The organism is Nanhaiella sioensis (assembly GCF_046557775.1).
Taxonomy (GTDB): Bacteria; Bacillota; Bacilli; order Bacillales; family SM2101; genus Nanhaiella; species Nanhaiella sioensis.
Genome location: NZ_JBKAEG010000001.1, coordinates 2949267 through 2967340, shown reverse-complemented (window position 1 = coordinate 2967340; position 18074 = coordinate 2949267). Strand labels below are relative to the sequence as shown.

9 protein-coding genes, 19 tRNA genes and 3 rRNA genes are annotated in these 18074 nt (G+C 41.1%); 5 read left to right on the top strand and 26 right to left on the bottom strand.

Annotated features, from left to right (window positions below):
• Positions 1–4 precede the first annotated feature (4 nt).
• From V1503_RS13755 to V1503_RS13655, 21 genes are all read right to left on the bottom strand, one after another.
• A tRNA-Ile gene (locus V1503_RS13755) sits at positions 5–81 on the bottom strand.
• Positions 82–92: 11 nt separating this feature from the next.
• A tRNA-Gly gene (locus tag V1503_RS13750) sits at positions 93–166 on the bottom strand.
• Between the two features lie 28 nt (positions 167–194).
• Positions 195–270: transfer RNA gene (locus tag V1503_RS13745), tRNA-His, on the bottom strand.
• 68 nt (positions 271–338) lie between these two features.
• Positions 339–414 (bottom strand) — tRNA-Phe (locus V1503_RS13740).
• 154 nt (positions 415–568) lie between these two features.
• Positions 569–644, bottom strand: a tRNA-Asp gene (locus V1503_RS13735).
• A gap of 12 nt (positions 645–656) precedes the next feature.
• Positions 657–733 (bottom strand) — tRNA-Met (locus V1503_RS13730).
• A 115-nt stretch (positions 734–848) separates the two neighbouring features.
• A tRNA-Ser gene (locus V1503_RS13725) sits at positions 849–941 on the bottom strand.
• Between the two features lie 9 nt (positions 942–950).
• Positions 951–1027, bottom strand: a tRNA-Ile gene (locus tag V1503_RS13720).
• A 9-nt stretch (positions 1028–1036) separates the two neighbouring features.
• Positions 1037–1113, bottom strand: a tRNA-Met gene (locus V1503_RS13715).
• A gap of 28 nt (positions 1114–1141) precedes the next feature.
• Positions 1142–1217, bottom strand: a tRNA-Ala gene (locus V1503_RS13710).
• A 14-nt stretch (positions 1218–1231) separates the two neighbouring features.
• Positions 1232–1308, bottom strand: a tRNA-Pro gene (locus V1503_RS13705).
• Positions 1309–1320: 12 nt separating this feature from the next.
• Positions 1321–1397: transfer RNA gene (locus V1503_RS13700), tRNA-Arg, on the bottom strand.
• Positions 1398–1410: 13 nt separating this feature from the next.
• Positions 1411–1499, bottom strand: a tRNA-Leu gene (locus tag V1503_RS13695).
• A gap of 5 nt (positions 1500–1504) precedes the next feature.
• A tRNA-Gly gene (locus V1503_RS13690) sits at positions 1505–1579 on the bottom strand.
• Between the two features lie 17 nt (positions 1580–1596).
• Positions 1597–1679, bottom strand: a tRNA-Leu gene (locus V1503_RS13685).
• Between the two features lie 6 nt (positions 1680–1685).
• A tRNA-Lys gene (locus V1503_RS13680) sits at positions 1686–1761 on the bottom strand.
• Positions 1762–1918: 157 nt separating this feature from the next.
• A tRNA-Thr gene (locus V1503_RS13675) sits at positions 1919–1994 on the bottom strand.
• Between the two features lie 11 nt (positions 1995–2005).
• Positions 2006–2081: transfer RNA gene (locus V1503_RS13670), tRNA-Val, on the bottom strand.
• Positions 2082–2115: 34 nt separating this feature from the next.
• Positions 2116–2231 (bottom strand): 5S ribosomal RNA (gene rrf / locus V1503_RS13665).
• 140 nt (positions 2232–2371) lie between these two features.
• A 23S ribosomal RNA gene (locus V1503_RS13660) occupies positions 2372–5302 on the bottom strand.
• A 480-nt stretch (positions 5303–5782) separates the two neighbouring features.
• Positions 5783–7333: ribosomal RNA gene (locus V1503_RS13655) — 16S ribosomal RNA — on the bottom strand.
• The 16S, 23S and 5S rRNA genes sit together here with 18 tRNA genes alongside, the layout of an rRNA operon.
• A 354-nt stretch (positions 7334–7687) precedes the next feature.
• On the opposite strand from V1503_RS13655, the gene V1503_RS13650 reads away from it, so the two are divergent.
• Complete coding sequence (locus V1503_RS13650) at positions 7688–8503, top strand: protein-glutamine gamma-glutamyltransferase (RefSeq protein WP_320257875.1); 816 nt, start codon at positions 7688–7690, stop codon at positions 8501–8503.
• A gap of 127 nt (positions 8504–8630) precedes the next feature.
• On the opposite strand, the gene V1503_RS13645 is transcribed toward V1503_RS13650, so the two are convergent.
• From V1503_RS13645 to V1503_RS13630, 4 genes are all read right to left on the bottom strand, one after another.
• A complete protein-coding gene (locus V1503_RS13645; RefSeq protein ID WP_410627648.1) occupies positions 8631–9527 on the bottom strand; it encodes a DMT family transporter in 897 nt (298 codons plus the stop codon).
• A 457-nt stretch (positions 9528–9984) separates the two neighbouring features.
• Entirely contained in the window at positions 9985–12138 is a 2154-nt protein-coding gene (locus V1503_RS13640; protein WP_410627646.1) for a beta-propeller domain-containing protein, read from the bottom strand.
• Positions 12139–12216: 78 nt separating this feature from the next.
• Positions 12217–13800, bottom strand: coding sequence for an aminotransferase class V-fold PLP-dependent enzyme (locus V1503_RS13635; RefSeq protein ID WP_410627644.1), 1584 nt, complete (start codon positions 13798–13800; stop codon positions 12217–12219).
• Between the two features lie 97 nt (positions 13801–13897).
• On the bottom strand, positions 13898–14461 hold the full coding sequence (locus V1503_RS13630) for a glycerol-3-phosphate acyltransferase (RefSeq protein WP_410627642.1): 564 nt from the start codon (positions 14459–14461) through the stop codon (positions 13898–13900).
• 317 nt (positions 14462–14778) lie between these two features.
• On the opposite strand from V1503_RS13630, the gene V1503_RS13625 reads away from it, so the two are divergent.
• From V1503_RS13625 to V1503_RS13610, 4 genes are all read left to right on the top strand, one after another.
• Complete coding sequence (locus tag V1503_RS13625) at positions 14779–15456, top strand: MgtC/SapB family protein (RefSeq protein ID WP_320209485.1); 678 nt, start codon at positions 14779–14781, stop codon at positions 15454–15456.
• A 59-nt stretch (positions 15457–15515) separates the two neighbouring features.
• Positions 15516–15588: transfer RNA gene (locus V1503_RS13620), tRNA-Ala, on the top strand.
• A gap of 349 nt (positions 15589–15937) precedes the next feature.
• Complete coding sequence (locus V1503_RS13615) at positions 15938–16264, top strand: YncE family protein (RefSeq protein ID WP_410627639.1); 327 nt, start codon at positions 15938–15940, stop codon at positions 16262–16264.
• Entirely contained in the window at positions 16212–16982 is a 771-nt protein-coding gene (locus V1503_RS13610; protein WP_410627637.1) for a cytochrome D1 domain-containing protein, read from the top strand. The genes V1503_RS13615 and V1503_RS13610 overlap by 53 nt, the downstream gene beginning before the upstream one ends.
• Positions 16983–17235: 253 nt before the next feature.
• Here V1503_RS13610 and V1503_RS13605 read toward each other — a convergent pair whose 3' ends face one another.
• Entirely contained in the window at positions 17236–17622 is a 387-nt protein-coding gene (locus V1503_RS13605; RefSeq protein WP_410627635.1) for a hypothetical protein, read from the bottom strand.
• Positions 17623–18074 lie beyond the last annotated feature (452 nt).

The window sequence follows — 18074 nt, the reverse complement described above, 5'->3', positions numbered from 1 at the left end:
ATAATGGTGGGCCTAAATGGACTCGAACCATCGACCTCACGCTTATCAGGCGTGCGCTCTAACCAGCTGAGCTATAGGCCCATTATTTGAAATGGAGCGGGTGATGAGAATCGAACTCACGACATCAGCTTGGAAGGCTGAGGTTTTACCACTAAACTACACCCGCAATTTTTTTTAGGTATATAATTTTTAAATGGGGCGACTGATGGGAATCGAACCCACGAATGTCGGAGCCACAATCCGATGCGTTAACCACTTCGCCACAACCGCCATAATATATATGTGTATTTACTAACTGAAGATTGACGGATAGAGATAATATACTCTTAACCCATAAATGGTGGCTCGGGACGGAATCGAACCGCCGACACAAGGATTTTCAGTCCTTTGCTCTACCGACTGAGCTACCGAGCCAAACAATAATAAAATTAAACTTTCTAAATAGATATAACACTTTGCTCGTCACATCTCTTTGCAAGACATTGCTCCTCTCAGAACTACATTGAAGTATCTCAAGATGTTTACGTTCTGCTCTACCGACTGAGCTACCGAGCCATTTTTTTAATAATGGCGGTCCCGACGGGAATCGAACCCGCGATCTCCTGCGTGACAGGCAGGCATGTTAACCGCTACACCACGGGACCACATTTATTCATTGGTTGCGGGGACAGGATTTGAACCTGCGACCTTCGGGTTATGAGCCCGACGAGCTACCAGACTGCTCCACCCCGCGATAATAGTAAATTTATATTTTCTCAATACACATTTCTCACGTAACCATCTTGACTTCTAAGTGCCTCTTCTTAATGTTTAACATCGGTACGCTGTTGTTATTAAGAAAATAAAAATGGCGGAGGAAGAGGGATTCGAACCCCCGCGGGCTTTGACACCCCTGTCGGTTTTCAAGACCGATCCCTTCAGCCGGACTTGGGTATTCCTCCAACATTATATGGTGGACCTTGTAGGACTCGAACCTACGACCGGACGGTTATGAGCCGTCTGCTCTAACCAGCTGAGCTAAAGGTCCTTGTTTACTTGGTAGCGGCGGAGGGGATCGAACCCCCGACCTCACGGGTATGAACCGTACGCTCTAGCCAGCTGAGCTACACCGCCAAGTTAATTTATATAAATGATATTTTATTGGTGGAGCCTAGCGGGATCGAACCGCTGACCTCCTGCGTGCAAGGCAGGCGCTCTCCCAGCTGAGCTAAGGCCCCTTAATTATTATAAGTGGTCGGGAAGACAGGATTCGAACCTGCGACCCCATGGTCCCAAACCATGTGCTCTACCAAGCTGAGCTACTTCCCGTTATTCACTAGATGGCGCGCCCGAAAGGAGTCGAACCCATAACCTTCTGATCCGTAGTCAGACGCTCTATCCAATTGAGCTACGGGCGCATCTTAGTGTAAATGGTGCCGAGGGCCGGACTTGAACCGGCACGGTAGTCACCTACCGCAGGATTTTAAGTCCTGTGTGTCTGCCAATTCCACCACCCCGGCAGCATTGGAGCGGAAGACGGGATTCGAACCCGCGACCCCCACCTTGGCAAGGTGGTGTTCTACCACTGAACTACTTCCGCTAATCTTATTAAAGTAATGCGGGTGAAGGGACTTGAACCCCCACGTCACAAGGACACTAGATCCTAAGTCTAGCGCGTCTGCCAATTCCGCCACACCCGCGTAAAATGGTGAGCCATAGAGGACTCGAACCTCTGACCCTCTGATTAAAAGTCAGATGCTCTACCAACTGAGCTAATGGCTCATAAACTAAAAAGTTTAAATATATATTATTTACTTATAACGAGACACCCAAATCTCTACATGAATACTCATGAAGCTTATCGATTTGTGCGCTGTGGTTAAGCTACGACGATAATTCGATCGTGCTCTACCAACTGAGCTAATGGCTCATAAACAAATGGTGCCGGCGAGAGGACTTGAACCCCCAACCTACTGATTACAAGTCAGTTGCTCTACCAGTTGAGCTACACCGGCTTAATATTTAATGGTGGAGGATGACGGGATCGAACCGCCGACCCCTTGCTTGTAAGGCAAGTGCTCTCCCAGCTGAGCTAATCCTCCGATATAGAAACATCATAACATGTCCTATATTTAAGTCTGGCAATGTCCTACTCTCACAGGGGGAAACCCCCAACTACCATCGGCGCTGAAGAGCTTAACTTCCGTGTTCGGTATGGGAACGGGTGTGACCTCTTCGCCATCATCACCAGGCTTATTTTATTAGCGACAAATCTTATTATACTAATTTATCGAGATTTATCAAGAGAAAATTTAACTTTTTTTAAAGTTTTTATTCCCTCAAAACTAGATAATAGACATTCATTGAACAAAGCTTGCTCTGCATTTCTAACTTGGTTAAGTCCTCGATCTATTAGTATCTGTCAGCTCCACGTGTCACCACGCTTCCACCTCAGACCTATCAACCTCGTCATCTTCGAGGGATCTTACTAGCTTACGCTATGGGAAATCTCATCTTGAGGGGGGCTTCATGCTTAGATGCTTTCAGCACTTATCCCTTCCACACATAGCTACCCAGCTATGCCCTTGGCAGGACAACTGGTACACCAGCGGTGTGTCCATCCCGGTCCTCTCGTACTAAGGACAGCTCCTCTCAAATTTCCTACGCCCACGACGGATAGGGACCGAACTGTCTCACGACGTTCTGAACCCAGCTCGCGTACCGCTTTAATGGGCGAACAGCCCAACCCTTGGGACCGACTACAGCCCCAGGATGCGATGAGCCGACATCGAGGTGCCAAACCTCCCCGTCGATGTGGACTCTTGGGGGAGATAAGCCTGTTATCCCCGGGGTAGCTTTTATCCGTTGAGCGATGGCCCTTCCATGCGGAACCACCGGATCACTAAGCCCGACTTTCGTCCCTGCTCGACTTGTAGGTCTCGCAGTCAAGCTCCCTTATGCCTTTGCACTCTTCGAATGATTTCCAACCATTCTGAGGGAACCTTTGGGCGCCTCCGTTACTTTTTAGGAGGCGACCGCCCCAGTCAAACTGCCCACCTGACACTGTCTCCCGAAGCGATTAGCTCCGTAGGTTAGAATTTCAATACAGCCAGGGTAGTATCCCACCGACGCCTCCACCGAAGCTAGCGCTCCGGTTTCTACGGCTCCTACCTATCCTGTACAAGCTGTACCAAAATTCAATATCAGGCTACAGTAAAGCTCCACGGGGTCTTTCCGTCCTGTCGCGGGTAACCTGCATCTTCACAGGTACTATAATTTCACCGAGTCTCTCGTTGAGACAGTGCCCAGATCGTTACACCTTTCGTGCGGGTCGGAACTTACCCGACAAGGAATTTCGCTACCTTAGGACCGTTATAGTTACGGCCGCCGTTTACTGGGGCTTCGATTCAGAGCTTCTCCTTACGGATAACCCCTCCTCTTAACCTTCCAGCACCGGGCAGGTGTCAGCCCCTATACTTCGCCTTGCGGCTTCGCAGAGACCTGTGTTTTTGCTAAACAGTCGCCTGGGCCTTTTCACTGCGGCTTCTCAGGGCTATTCACCCTAAAAAGCACCCCTTCTCCCGAAGTTACGGGGTCATTTTGCCGAGTTCCTTAACGAGAGTTCTCTCGCTCACCTTAGGATTCTCTCCTCGCCTACCTGTGTCGGTTTGCGGTACGGGCACCTCTCACCTCGCTAGAGGCTTTTCTTGGCAGTGTGGAATCAGGAACTTCGGTACTATATTTCCCTCGCCATCACAGCTCAGCCTTTATGACAAGCGGATTTACCTACTTGTCAGCCTAACTGCTTGGACGCACATATCCAACAGTGCGCTTACCCTATCCTTCTGCGTCCCCCCATTGCTCAAATGGTGAGGAGGTGGTACAGGAATCTCAACCTGTTGTCCATCGCCTACGCCTTTCGGCCTCGGCTTAGGTCCCGACTTACCCTGAGCGGACGAGCCTTCCTCAGGAAACCTTAGGCATTCGGTGGAGGGGATTCTCACCCCTCTTTCGCTACTCATACCGGCATTCTCACTTCTAAGCGCTCCACCAGTCCTCTCGGTCTAGCTTCGCTGCACTTAGAACGCTCTCCTACCACTGTCCGTAAGGACAGTCCACAGCTTCGGTGATACGTTTAGCCCCGGTACATTTTCGGCGCAGAGTCACTCGACCAGTGAGCTATTACGCACTCTTTAAATGGTGGCTGCTTCTAAGCCAACATCCTGGTTGTCTATGCAACTCCACATCCTTTTCCACTTAACGTATACTTTGGGACCTTAGCTGGTGGTCTGGGCTGTTTCCCTTTCGACTACGGATCTTATCACTCGCAGTCTGACTCCCAAGTATAAGTCTTTGGCATTCGGAGTTTGACTGAATTCGGTAACCCGTTGGGGGCCCCTAGTCCAATCAGTGCTCTACCTCCAAGACTCTTCACTTGAGGCTAGCCCTAAAGCTATTTCGGAGAGAACCAGCTATCTCCAAGTTCGATTGGCATTTCACCCCTACCCACACCTCATCCCCGCACTTTTCAACGTGCGTGGGTTCGGGCCTCCATTCAGTGTTACCTGAACTTCACCCTGGACATGGGTAGATCACTTGGTTTCGGGTCTACGACCACGTACTATTTCGCCCTATTCAGACTCGCTTTCGCTGCGGCTCCGTCTCTTCAACTTAACCTTGCACGGGATCGTAACTCGCCGGTTCATTCTACAAAAGGCACGCCATCACCCATTAACGGGCTCTGACTACTTGTAGGCACACGGTTTCAGGATCTCTTTCACTCCCCTTCCGGGGTGCTTTTCACCTTTCCCTCACGGTACTGGTTCACTATCGGTCACTAGGGAGTATTTAGCCTTGGGAGATGGTCCTCCCAGCTTCCGACGGGATTTCACGTGTCCCGCCGTACTCAGGATCCACTCTGGAGGGAACGAAGTTTCAACTACAGGGTTGTTACCTTCTTCGACGGACCTTTCCAGATCGCTTCGTCTACTCCGTTCCTTTGTAACTCCGTATAGAGTGTCCTACAACCCCAAGAGGCAAGCCTCTTGGTTTGGGCTTATTCCGTTTCGCTCGCCGCTACTCAGGAAATCGCTTTTGCTTTCTCTTCCTCCGGGTACTTAGATGTTTCAGTTCCCCGGGTCTGCCTTCAATACCCTATGTATTCAGATATTGATACTGCTCCATTACGAACAGTGGGTTTCCCCATTCGGATATCTCCGGATCGATGCTTACTTACAGCTCCCCGAAGCATTTCGGTGTTAGTCCCGTCCTTCATCGGCTCCTAGTGCCAAGGCATTCACCGTGCGCCCTTTCTAACTTAACCTTAAATAAATGATAAGCGGCAGATTACTGCGTTGTCTTCGCTTCCTCCGTTGCTCACGTACCCAAAAACGTACGCTCCGCTACTCGGAAACTCGACGCCTTGTACTCTTTGCTTCTCATTAATTTTTAAACAAATGATCAACTTCGAATCTCATCGTCAGCTTCGTTCTTCCACTGCTCATGTATGCAAGATACACTCCGCTGCTCCAGAACTTTGCTTCCTCGACCTTCTCGTTGCTAATTTGCTTTTTTTATTTGACCAACGGTCAAACCGTCATCAAATAATGAAAAAAGATTTTCACTTTCTTCAATGAATGTGTCGTTATTATCTAGTTTTCAAGGAACATCGGTAAAAAATAGCCATCGAATTTCTTCGTCAGCTTGTTGTTTACCTTCTTCATTTTGAGAGAATGTTCTCTCAAAACTAAACAAAAACAAAAGCGTCTTTTTATATGAAGTCTAGCTTCACATATTTCCTTAGAAAGGAGGTGATCCAGCCGCACCTTCCGATACGGCTACCTTGTTACGACTTCACCCCAATCATCTGTCCCACCTTAGGCGGCTGGCTCCTTACGGTTACCCCACCGACTTCGGGTGTTACAAACTCTCGTGGTGTGACGGGCGGTGTGTACAAGGCCCGGGAACGTATTCACCGCGGCATGCTGATCCGCGATTACTAGCGATTCCGGCTTCATGCAGGCGAGTTGCAGCCTGCAATCCGAACTGAGAATGGTTTTATGGGATTCGCTTAACCTCGCGGTTTTGCTGCCCTTTGTACCATCCATTGTAGCACGTGTGTAGCCCAGGTCATAAGGGGCATGATGATTTGACGTCATCCCCACCTTCCTCCGGTTTGTCACCGGCAGTCACCTTAGAGTGCCCAACTTAATGCTGGCAACTAAGATCAAGGGTTGCGCTCGTTGCGGGACTTAACCCAACATCTCACGACACGAGCTGACGACAACCATGCACCACCTGTCACTCTGTCCCCCGAAGGGGAACGCCCTATCTCTAGGGTTGGCAGAGGATGTCAAGACCTGGTAAGGTTCTTCGCGTTGCTTCGAATTAAACCACATGCTCCACCGCTTGTGCGGGCCCCCGTCAATTCCTTTGAGTTTCAACCTTGCGGTCGTACTCCCCAGGCGGAGTGCTTAATGCGTTAGCTGCAGCACTAAAGGGCGGAAACCCTCTAACACTTAGCACTCATCGTTTACGGCGTGGACTACCAGGGTATCTAATCCTGTTCGCTCCCCACGCTTTCGCACCTCAGCGTCAGTTACAGACCAGAGAGTCGCCTTCGCCACTGGTGTTCCTCCACATCTCTACGCATTTCACCGCTACACGTGGAATTCCACTCTCCTCTTCTGCACTCAAGTTCCCCAGTTTCCAATGACCCTCCACGGTTGAGCCGTGGGCTTTCACATCAGACTTAAGGAACCGCCTGCGCGCGCTTTACGCCCAATAATTCCGGACAACGCTTGCCACCTACGTATTACCGCGGCTGCTGGCACGTAGTTAGCCGTGGCTTTCTGGTTAGGTACCGTCAAGGTACCGCCCTATTCGAACGATACTTGTTCTTCCCTAACAACAGAGTTTTACGATCCGAAAACCTTCTTCACTCACGCGGCGTTGCTCCGTCAGACTTTCGTCCATTGCGGAAGATTCCCTACTGCTGCCTCCCGTAGGAGTCTGGGCCGTGTCTCAGTCCCAGTGTGGCCGATCACCCTCTCAGGTCGGCTACGCATCGTCGCCTTGGTGAGCCGTTACCTCACCAACTAGCTAATGCGCCGCGGGCCCATCCGTAAGTGATAGCCGAAGCCATCTTTCAAATAAGAACCATGTGGTTCTTATTGTTATTCGGTATTAGCTCCGGTTTCCCGAAGTTATCCCAATCTTACAGGTAGGTTGCCCACGTGTTACTCACCCGTCCGCCGCTAACCTCCGGGAGCAAGCTCCCTTTGGTTCGCTCGACTTGCATGTATTAGGCACGCCGCCAGCGTTCGTCCTGAGCCAGGATCAAACTCTCCAATAAAGTTTGATTGCTCATTTGTTCAAAAAAAATTAACGTTGACGCTTTTGTTTTGTTTAGTTTTCAAAGAACATTGTTCTGTGTTATCGCTCAGAGGCGACTTAATTAATATAACATCTTCAACACTAGAGTGTCAATATGTTTTTTTATTTTTTCTTAAGTAGCTGTTTACTAGCAGCGACAAGAAATAATATATCACGATAATTATCTTAATGCAACATGTTTTTAAAGAAAAAGAATAATGTATTAAAAAAGTGTAACTCAATTTATAACATTAAATCTTGTAGTAACTATCTTTTTATATCATATATATGATATGTAAGCACTAAAAGCTATTTTGTATAAGGGGGAGATAAAATGATTATTATAAACGATACGCTATTTGACCCAATCGATTTAGATATAAATTATTTCTCTGGTCCACAACAAGAGATCATTAATAAAATGGCTTACTATCCAGAAAGATATGTATATGATAATATTAAACAGTTTCAATTTGAAATACATGTTAGAAGTGAAACTGTTAAAGCAGCAAAAGATTTGTTTGAAAGTGGTGTAAAGTTTGCCACATTTGCAAATTCAAAATGTAATGAAGAGTATTGGGATCTTACAGATATGGGTGCCTTTGAATTAAAAGAAGGAATTAAACCATCGACAGGGATTCGAGATATTTTTAACAACGGGGTAAAATATGCTTTTGAATGTGCAACGGCTATGGTCATAACCTTTTATAAAGCACTATTAGAATCAATTGATGAACAAGATTTCAATAGATTATTTGCGAACCTTACCCTTTATGATTGGCATTACGATAAAGATTTAGGTTTAATAACGAAAGCAGGGAATGACTTTCTACCAGGTGATTGTATTTATTTTAACAACCCAGACTATAATCCTGCTACACCTGAGTGGCAAGGTGAAAACGCGATTGTTCTCGAAGACGATTTATATTTCGGGCATGGGATTGGAATAAAGACTGCTGAAGAAATGATAGAAGCACTAAATAAAAGAAGGAGAATGGGATCACTCGAGTCTGCATACCTGTTATCTCAAACATCAAGACCTAATTACAAAGCTTTGTCAGTGTATCGAAAAGAAATAAGACTTACTCATTCCATTAACTCATTTAAAATGATTATTGCTAACATAGGTAATAAAAACTATATAATGTAATGACTCTTTTCAATAACTTTGTTGCTATTGTTTTAATACATGTTTATTTCCTCGTAACAAAATCAACAAGCAATGCGAAAACAGCCTTCTCAAATGTACTACAGCTTTTACTTGATATCAAAAACTACTATTTGATTGACTTTCCAAACCTTCTTGCATTGCTTTCTACTATAAAATACGCAATTGCAAAAATGATAATGGCACCACCTATTACTTGTGTCCAAATCACTTGTTCACCTAGAATGAAGTATGCCAAAATTGAGGCTCCTACTGGTTCGAATAAAATACCTATTGAAACAGTTGCCGTACTTAACCACTTTAACGTCCAATTAAAAAGGCTATGTCCAAGCAAGGTTGGAACAATTGCCAACAATAAAAAGTAATACCAATCAGCCGTCGGGTATTGCAATAATGGATAACCTAGTAACACTACATAAATAAATAATGTGATCGTACTCACTCCGTAAACAACAAAAGTATACGTAATGACTGCTAAGCGTTTTCTAGTATACTGACCTAATAACAAATAAGCTGTAACCATAATACACGCAAAAATAGCTAGTATATCTCCAAGCAGTGCACTACCATTTAGTCTTAAATCCCCTATGCTAATAATAAAGCTACCAATAATAGCTAACAAACCAGTCATAAATGCTTTAAATGTTATTCTTTCTTGAAAAAACACCATTGTTCCTACAAATGCAAATAACGGTTGAAGAGATACAAATACAACAGAACTCGCTACAGATGTATACTGCAGAGATTCAAACCAAAGGATAAAATGAAAAGCTAAAAAAATACCTGCTCCAATTGAATATATCCATTCTCTCTTAGACATGAGAGCCATTTCTTTCACATTTTTAATCAAGAAAATTGGCGAAATAAATAGAACTGCAAACAGCATCCTATAAAATGCGATAACAGGTGCCGGTGCTGTAATGACTTTTACGATTACCGCAGAAGTAGAAACAGAAATAACCCCTATAATAAGTGCAGCATAAGGATTTAAGATTAATTTTTTCATAATAACCCTTTCTTAACTTATTGAACAATAAACATAAACTAGACTAGCACACACATATTCCCCTTCAATATCTAAAGAGCTAAGCTAAAGGGTCTATACCAAAATTGGTTCAGACCCTCAGCTAACTTATTTTTACTTAACGTTCTTCTCGTAAACTTTGTTGCAAATATTATCAAATTGGTACCAAAAAAGTGGTTTTACATGGTTAGTCATTGTTGTACAGTAGAAAAGGTGCCACGAACGCTAGTTGACTACGTGCTTATTTCTTAATATGAAAAACAACAATCACTGCGAAAGCAGCATTACTATACAAACAAGATGAAATATTTTAAGAGCTCAACAATTATAATAGTAGAAAAGATGCACGAACATAAGACATATACGCGCTCATACCATAGAACGAAAAGCAATAATCAATACGAAAAACAGCTTTACTAAAATACTAACTGATCACACACTACTTCACTAGAACCTTATTAATCTCTTCATGCGTACTTAAATTGTGTGCTGTAATGGTTGAAGGGGATAGAGCATATAGAACATTATCAATATAGATAAGTCGGTATATTTCGTTCTCCCAATCTGGGTACAAAATATTATCTTGTTGATGTGTTACCGTTGAATTTAACTGGAAACCATTCTCCAAATCTAAATGATATATATATCCACCTTGAAATGAAAAGATTTGTTCAAATTCACTATCCACTTTGTTATCATAAACTGCAATTGGAAACGCGAATAAGTTCATATCCTTGTTAAATAGTAATGCTTTATGGTCATAATTCAATGGTGAGTAAGTTCCCCTACCTCCAATAATTTCTGTGAATTTTTCTTGTGGATTTGTTACATCAGTAATATCGAAAAGTGAAATTTTCACTCCATCTGTTATAACTCTAGGCTCTAAATTCGGATCTTTATTCGCAATGAGTGTAGTATTTTGCCCAAAGCCGATAATATGATTTTCGTCATAAGGATGTAAATAGTTACTGAATCCAGGGATTTTTAATTCTCCCAATACAGCTGGCTTATTAGGATTACTCAAATCGAGAACAAATAATGGATCTACTTGTTTAAATGTGACAACATAAGCTCTGTCATTCATAAACCTAACTGAATAAATTCGCTCACCCATTGCTAAATCCTCTAATGAACCTACTGTGGTCATTTTGTCGTCCAAAACATATAAGTTATTTGAGGACGGGCGTTCATCACTCCACACCTGGCCTGAAGTTGTAGCAATGCGAAAATACCCTTCAGCTTCATCCATAGAAAACTGATTTAATACTGTTCCAGGAACTTCACCATAGCTATAAAACTTTACATCTGAACCATCAATTGAGAACTTATATATTTCAGTACTTTGTGTAAATGTTTCTTCCATGAGCCTTTCGAAATTAGTTATCATCGGAAACTTAGTAACCGCTACATAGAGATTATCCTTAGACATATAGATATTGTGTCCACTACCCAACCAAGTTGTTACTTTCATCTCTTCATCAGGTTTTTTTACATCAAACGTTCCTATCATCATATAATTGGCTTCTTTTGAATCCGGAATATAACTTATTTCATCATAATTCACCATTTGTAAATCATCACTCACAGCTGAATCATAATAACTTGGTCGTAAATCAATTGGCTCCTCATCTTTCATTATCCAATAATGAGGATATTGATTAGCCACGAGATAGATAATTGAATCCACTTTCCTCGCTGTTACATAACTTCCTTCTAAAGAAACTGCTCTCACTTCTATTGGGTTATCACGTTTAGTTATATCATATACATATGCGTTTGTGACCTGCTCTATAGGAGCAATTAAGCTCCTTTTTGCTGCCTCATAATAATGTGTACCGTAAGTTGAGCCAATCACAATTAGTTTGTCACCTTCAATAAATAATTGTGAAGGAGAAAAATCCTCGTTAGAAATAGTCGCCACTACCTCCATATCATCCGCTGGAACGGCCTTTGTAATGATCACATCCTGGTTAGAAATATGGTAAATAAATTCTCCATCAGTTTTTACTCTATCCGCCTCATCTACACCTTGTACTTGATTATTCGTTTCTGAATACGAATTGCCTTCTGATAATGTAGATACTTCAGCATCTGCCTTTTCTTCCATAACTGTCATATCTCTGTTCGTTTCATAGAAATCAATAATGTCTTGGAAATATTCATGTAGCTCTTCTTTCGATCCAATTGTAGGGATTTCAGGTATGACTGTGAAAGAAAAGGTCGTATTAGAAGGTAATCGTTTCCCGGACTCTAGAGCGACTTCCGAAGTAATAACAAGTGTATAGTCCTCCTTCACTTCATAGCCGTCTGCTGGAGCAGTAATCGTTAATAGCTTATTATCTTCACTTAACAGTAGACTAACGTCAGCCTTTTTATTCTGGCTATTTTTTATATAGACAGATTGTGAAGAAATGGTTGATTCATCCACTGGTGATGAAAATGAAATTTCCCACATTTTATTTGGTAAGACGACTGATTGTTCATTAAGATCTATTAAGTCACTCGCAATGGCTGGACGAAATTGATAAAAGAACAAGCCAAACAGAAAGCTTAACGCTACTATACAAAAGCTAATTACAGAGAACTTCTTCATTTCTGTTCCACCTTTCTGAAAATTGTCTAAGGGCACCCCTATACTCTCATAACAATAGACGACAGTTGGTGGGAAATGTTACACACAATGGTTAATATGACCTATCCCGTTTTTTAAATGTTTTATCATATTCTCTATGTCTTGGTCATCATATCTATTCATACAGGCAATTTGTAGCCAATTATTCGCTTTTAAATAGCTACTTTCATAATGAAGATAGTATCCCTGTATATATAATTCATCTCCTATATCGGTAGAAAGCAAGTGCGAGGGAACAACGATTGTCATAATACCTGGTGATGAAAACTCTTCATCTACCAAAATCTTCAAGCCTATGCGCTCCACTTCTGATCGTATGAACGAATATTGTTTACGTATATGAGTGAACTTTTCTAATGTTTCATAGCTATCTAATGCAGTATGAAGTGCATGTAATAAATTGGATGAGTAAGAGAAAGCCACTCCTTCATTTTCGATATAAATACCTAAATCTAAGTATTTCGGAATAAGTGGAGAAGATTTTATTGATTTATTGTGATAGACAAACGATATGCCAGTGTAAGCTCCTAATCCCTTCCCACTTACCCCTGAGGCTAAAAAAACATCCTCCAAATCCACAGGTATGATCCCCACCGTACTTATACAATCTAAACACAGTCTAATATTATGTGTTGTGCTCAGTTCTTTAAGTCCGTCAATATCATTTATCATTCCTGTAGATGTTTCACAATGAACTGCCCATAACCATGAATATTCTGATTGGTTTATTTTTCTTTTAATTTCTTCTGAGCAAAACGGTTCTCCCCACGTTTTTTCTATCATATCAAATTGCAGCCCACATCTATTAGCATGGTCTACTAACCTGTTTCCGAACTCACCATTTACAAGAATTAGCCCTTTTCCTCTGTTTAGCTTTAATTGCATAGCTATCATGTCATTTGCTAGTGTCCCCGTCCCCATTAGCAACTGCACATTCATAGCATTCGTTAAATTACATAGTTTCCCTTTTACTTTACTCAATAATTTATGAAATTCAGTAGATCGATGAGAAATCGGCTTTTCATTTAACGCTTCTGTAACTTCATCTCTAATATATACAGGTCCGGGTAGAAACGATTTCATTGTCGGCATCAAACGTCCAGCCACTGATTCTTCAAATGTATCTCTAGTTAAATACATCGGTTGGAAATAAGCATCTTCTTTCCCTACGAGCTGTGAAAATGGCTGAAAGCCCAATTGAGCATATAATTTAGCTCTGCGAGTTGTTCCCGATATTACAGCTAGATCATACCCTTTTTTCAAACAATACCTAGCTAATAATTGAGCAATCCCTACAAACACCCGCCCATTACGATACTCTTTTTTTACAGCTAACAACCTTATTTCACATGGAAAAGAAGCATTAACAGGTAACTGTCCTTCTATTTTCCCTATCTTTTTGTCTAATGAAAATGGCCTATTATGTCGCAAAGCAACCATCCCAATTACTTCATCTCGGTGCTTACATATTAGGTATGTATTTTCATCATGAAATTGGTCTACTATTTCCTTTGATGTATTCGAACCATGTTGTGGAATTTCCTCTACAAAAGTTTCATAGTTTAAGGAATGAATTTGATTCAATTCATCAGCGTTTTTTGCAACTTTATAAATGTATCCCATATCCATCAGCTCCGTTTTTAAATTATGAGGTTATTAATAACGGGAAATATATAATTAACTTTTCTTTATCTTGTATCGACACCTTAAGTTTTAATACCTACTTTTCCCATTTTAAGGAAATGTTATCTCTATGAGCAAAAATAATAATTAAAACAATAAATATTGCAATAACAACACTCAGTATTGAATAATTTAGAAATAACAATATTAGTGGCAACAGAGAAATTGCGCCTAAACCAGCAAGAGTAAAACTACGCATAACTAAATAACAAACGAAAAAGAATATTAACAACAATAAACAAATTAGCTCATCAAACACAATCAATCCACCTAATAATGTTGATATTCCCTTTCCACCCTTGAAACGAAGTGTGATAGGCCAAATATGACCTATTACTACAAGTAGTAGGCAAAGCAATTGAAATTCTAGTGAAAATGACAGCAGTTTTGCAATTCCAACAACAACTGCTCCTTTTAATGCATCACCACAGAACGTAAGAATAAAACCTTTTTTTCCAACTATACGTCCGGTGTTCCGCGCACCAATATTTCCACTTCCATGATCTCGTATATCAACACCTGCGTAAAACTTGGTTACAAAAAGTCCTGTCATGATCGTACCAAGTAAATATGACACAAGACCAAAGATCAAAATATTCATCCAATGCCTCCTAAATAAAATCGTATATTTTATTAATTGGCTCTTTTCGTTAACATTGTTACTATTGTTATTAAATTAGAAATTGTTAAATAGTTTTGTTACTTGAGTCAGCCTTTTGAGTTAGAGTTGCTTCCATGCTTAAGTATTAATACGTTTAACAACAAGCGTTGCGAAAAAAGCCTATTGAATGCTCAACCCCCTAAGTAATATCTGAATGATTAGAAAATTCTTATCATTACAAATACTGTACTTGTAAAATATTTTAACATACGAATGTATATTTCTCTTCTAAAATACTTATCTAAAGGTGATGCTTTATGATTGAAACTTCTCATTTGTTACAACTAGGCTTATCCGCCATTTTAGGCTTGATTATAGGTTTAGAGCGGGAACTAAAAAGGAAACCCGTTGGATTAAAGACAAGTCTTGTTATATCTATTGTAAGTTGTTTATTAACGATTGTATCGATTGAATCTGCTTATCAATTTCCAGACAGCAATCGCATCACGATGGACCCATTGCGCTTAGCTGCTCAAATCGTTTCAGGGATTGGCTTTTTAGGTGCTGGTGTTATATTACGGAGAGGAAATGACAGTATTTCAGGATTAACGACAGCTGCAATGATATGGGGAGCTGCTGGCATAGGTATCGCTGTAGGAGCAGGCTTTTATTGGGCAGCAATTGCTGGCGTTATCTTACTCATCATTAGTGTTGAAATCGTACCCATCTTAATAGGCTTACTAGGTCCAAAAAAACTACGTGAAAAAGAAATTCTACTTAAACTCATCGTTCAAGACAATACCCAAGTTTCAAACATACTAACTAGCCTTCAACAGGAAGAAATCACACTAAAGCATATTCGGATTAAAGATTCTGAAGAAACTAAGTTGATCCAAATGAAAATAACCGTCGATCAAAAACGCTATACAACAGATGTGTACTATACAGTTCAAAAAATCCCAGGTGTGAGCAGTATTGAAATAGAGAGCTTGTAACGTCACTAAATATGGGTATTGATCTATGTTCAGAATTCATGCTATCATTTTCCATATAAGGGGCATTAGCTCAGCTGGGAGAGCGCTACACTGGCAGTGTAGAGGTCAGCGGTTCGAGCCCGCTATGCTCCATTATACGATAAGCCAAACTTAACGGAAAGCCTGTCATCGCTTGTATGACGGGCTTTTTACGTACATTGACTTAACGGTGACTTAAGTGATGACTTACCATTGGCTTGGGGTAGAAAACAGCTTTTGTTAATTCCTTAACAACCTTTTTGTGTATGTGGGTAACGAGGGCGAAAACACTATAAATGTAATTGATACGAAAACTCATTCGATAATCTAAACCGTTTCTGTCGAGAGTAATCCAGTTGCTATCGCGTTCACACGGGATTAATATTATCTAGCCTATTAAAAAATCACTTTGACCTTGTGCTCGCATACATTGGTAAAAACGAATTAAGGAGGTCGGTACGATATGGTACTGGCTTACGTGGTTAGTTTCTCTTTTTTAGCACCTGTTACTGTAATTGACACTAAAACCCATTCGATTATCGCAAATATACCTGTACAACAAAACGGAATTGATAAAATCGCCATAACACCGGATGGAAAACTTGCTTATGTAACAAGTAGTATTACAACTTTCCAAAGCAACGTTACAGTGATAGACACGAAAACGCATTCTGTAATTGCATCCGTTCTTGCCGGCATTCAGCAGAGTGATATAGCGATTACGCCGGATGGAAAACTTGTATATAATATATATCACGAACTCAACATCAGGAACTGTGTCCGTAATTGACACGAAGACCCACAGTGTAATAGCAACTATAACTGTAGGTGTTTTTCCAAGCAATGTTAAGATAACCCCGGATGGAAAACTCGCATATGTCACACACGACACAAATCCGGGCAGTATATCAGTTCTCGATGTTAAGACCCACAGTGTAATAGCAACTATAGATTTAGGGATTAACACATTGGAAAACGATATTACGTTAACACCAGATGGAAAACTCGCTTATGCTACAAATAACAGCGTTCCAGGGACTGTAACTGCCATAGATATCAAAACTCATTCAGTTATTGCTTCTATAAACGTGGGAAACGGACCATTTAGTGCTGCTATTACGCCTGATGGAAAATCACTTTATGTTTCGAATATATTTTCAAATAACGTGTCTGTTATTGATACGAAGACACATTCGTTGATTGCTACAGTAAGTGTAGACGGATTTCCTCGAAACATTACGATATCACCTGATGGAAAAATTGCTTATGTAATAACACAAAGTAATGGTACAGGGGTAATTGATCTAAAGACGAACTCTCTTATAGCAACAATCCAAACAGGAAGCGATCAGCAATTTGTAGCATTCACTCCGAATGGAAAATTCGCTTATATCGGCGGGGATAACACTGTCTCGGTTATTAATGTGAAAACACATAGAGTTGTAGCGTCTGTAATTGTTAATCCTCCAGCGACGGAAAAAAGATCTATAGCGTTTACCCCGAACTAATATAACGCAATTTTATTAGCTCAATAAGCTCGCTCATCAATCAGCGAGCTTTTTGGCGTGCACTAAAACGGAAGGGAGGACGATTTATTGGCGTGGGAAAAAGACGGTTAGTATTCAATTCACCCCCATTTACGTCCACTTCAACGCCAACTAACTCGCCAACCACTACGTCAATAAAATAGTGCATACAATTAACCTTCCGTTTTAAGGCGAAAGTGCTCGAGGTACCGTGCTTCGGGTGCGTCGTGCAGACTTATTTACAAGTTTCTGTCATACCAAGGAAGTTAACTGAACCTGTACATCCAGATCCTCCTTGCGCTATACACATCACTTCTACTCTTGTTACATTTTGAAATGAAAAGACTTTAATTGGATCATTATCGTTTAAAGTTATAGGCTGAACAATACCGTTCGAGGTAAAATTTATTACAACTTCATCTACAGGATTCTGAATAGTTAATTGGGAATTACCATGGAACCCAACTACTCTACCGTTGTATATCTCTTGAGTAGCGTTTGTGTCTAACTCATTAAAAGGTATATTAAAGTTATCAACTATTAACTGACACGGACAATCACACATTTTTCCTTCCTTGATTGTACTCCCGCAACACGTTGTTACCTTCTTATATTGACTCATTGTTATTCCTCCATAATCACAGTTTAATATGGTATTTTATGCCGATATTTATAACCATGATTGGACGTACGACTTCAACCGACATCAAGTCTGCCCTATAAGCGTAAAAACTTACTTAAGTTATTGAGTTGTAAAAAACAGTACCAACGTCAATCTAAATGACACTTTTATCTTTTGCTCTATAAATCTACAATTAATCGTAGACTTTCATTATAAATCTGAGATTTAGCGAGCGAATGATTAAGAATGCGGTTAAAAACGTAATTGAACACGGGAAAAAGGTCACAAGTGTGGTTTACGGAAAGAATTTCGGTAAAAATTTTGCTACTGTTAGTTATTAATACAAACAACGGCAAGTCTTAGAACATACATAATATGTAGCGAAGGAAAACTTCGCCTTGCTGAACTAGTAATTTACCCCGTTTAATTATGAACGGGGCTTTTTTAATACT

Bases quoted from the DNA above. Each gene is read 5' to 3' on its own strand.
- V1503_RS13650 (WP_320257875.1), top strand. From the start codon at position 7,688: ATGATTATTATAAACGATACGCTATTTGACCCAATCGATTTAGATATA.
- V1503_RS13630 (WP_410627642.1), bottom strand. From the start codon at position 14,461: ATGAATATTTTGATCTTTGGTCTTGTGTCATATTTACTTGGTACGATC.
- V1503_RS13635 (WP_410627644.1), bottom strand. From the start codon at position 13,800: ATGGGATACATTTATAAAGTTGCAAAAAACGCTGATGAATTGAATCAA.
- V1503_RS13615 (WP_410627639.1), top strand. From the start codon at position 15,938: ATGGTACTGGCTTACGTGGTTAGTTTCTCTTTTTTAGCACCTGTTACT.
- V1503_RS13605 (WP_410627635.1), bottom strand. From the start codon at position 17,622: ATGAGTCAATATAAGAAGGTAACAACGTGTTGCGGGAGTACAATCAAG.
- V1503_RS13645 (WP_410627648.1), bottom strand. From the start codon at position 9,527: ATGAAAAAATTAATCTTAAATCCTTATGCTGCACTTATTATAGGGGTT.
- V1503_RS13625 (WP_320209485.1), top strand. From the start codon at position 14,779: ATGATTGAAACTTCTCATTTGTTACAACTAGGCTTATCCGCCATTTTA.
- V1503_RS13640 (WP_410627646.1), bottom strand. From the start codon at position 12,138: ATGAAGAAGTTCTCTGTAATTAGCTTTTGTATAGTAGCGTTAAGCTTT.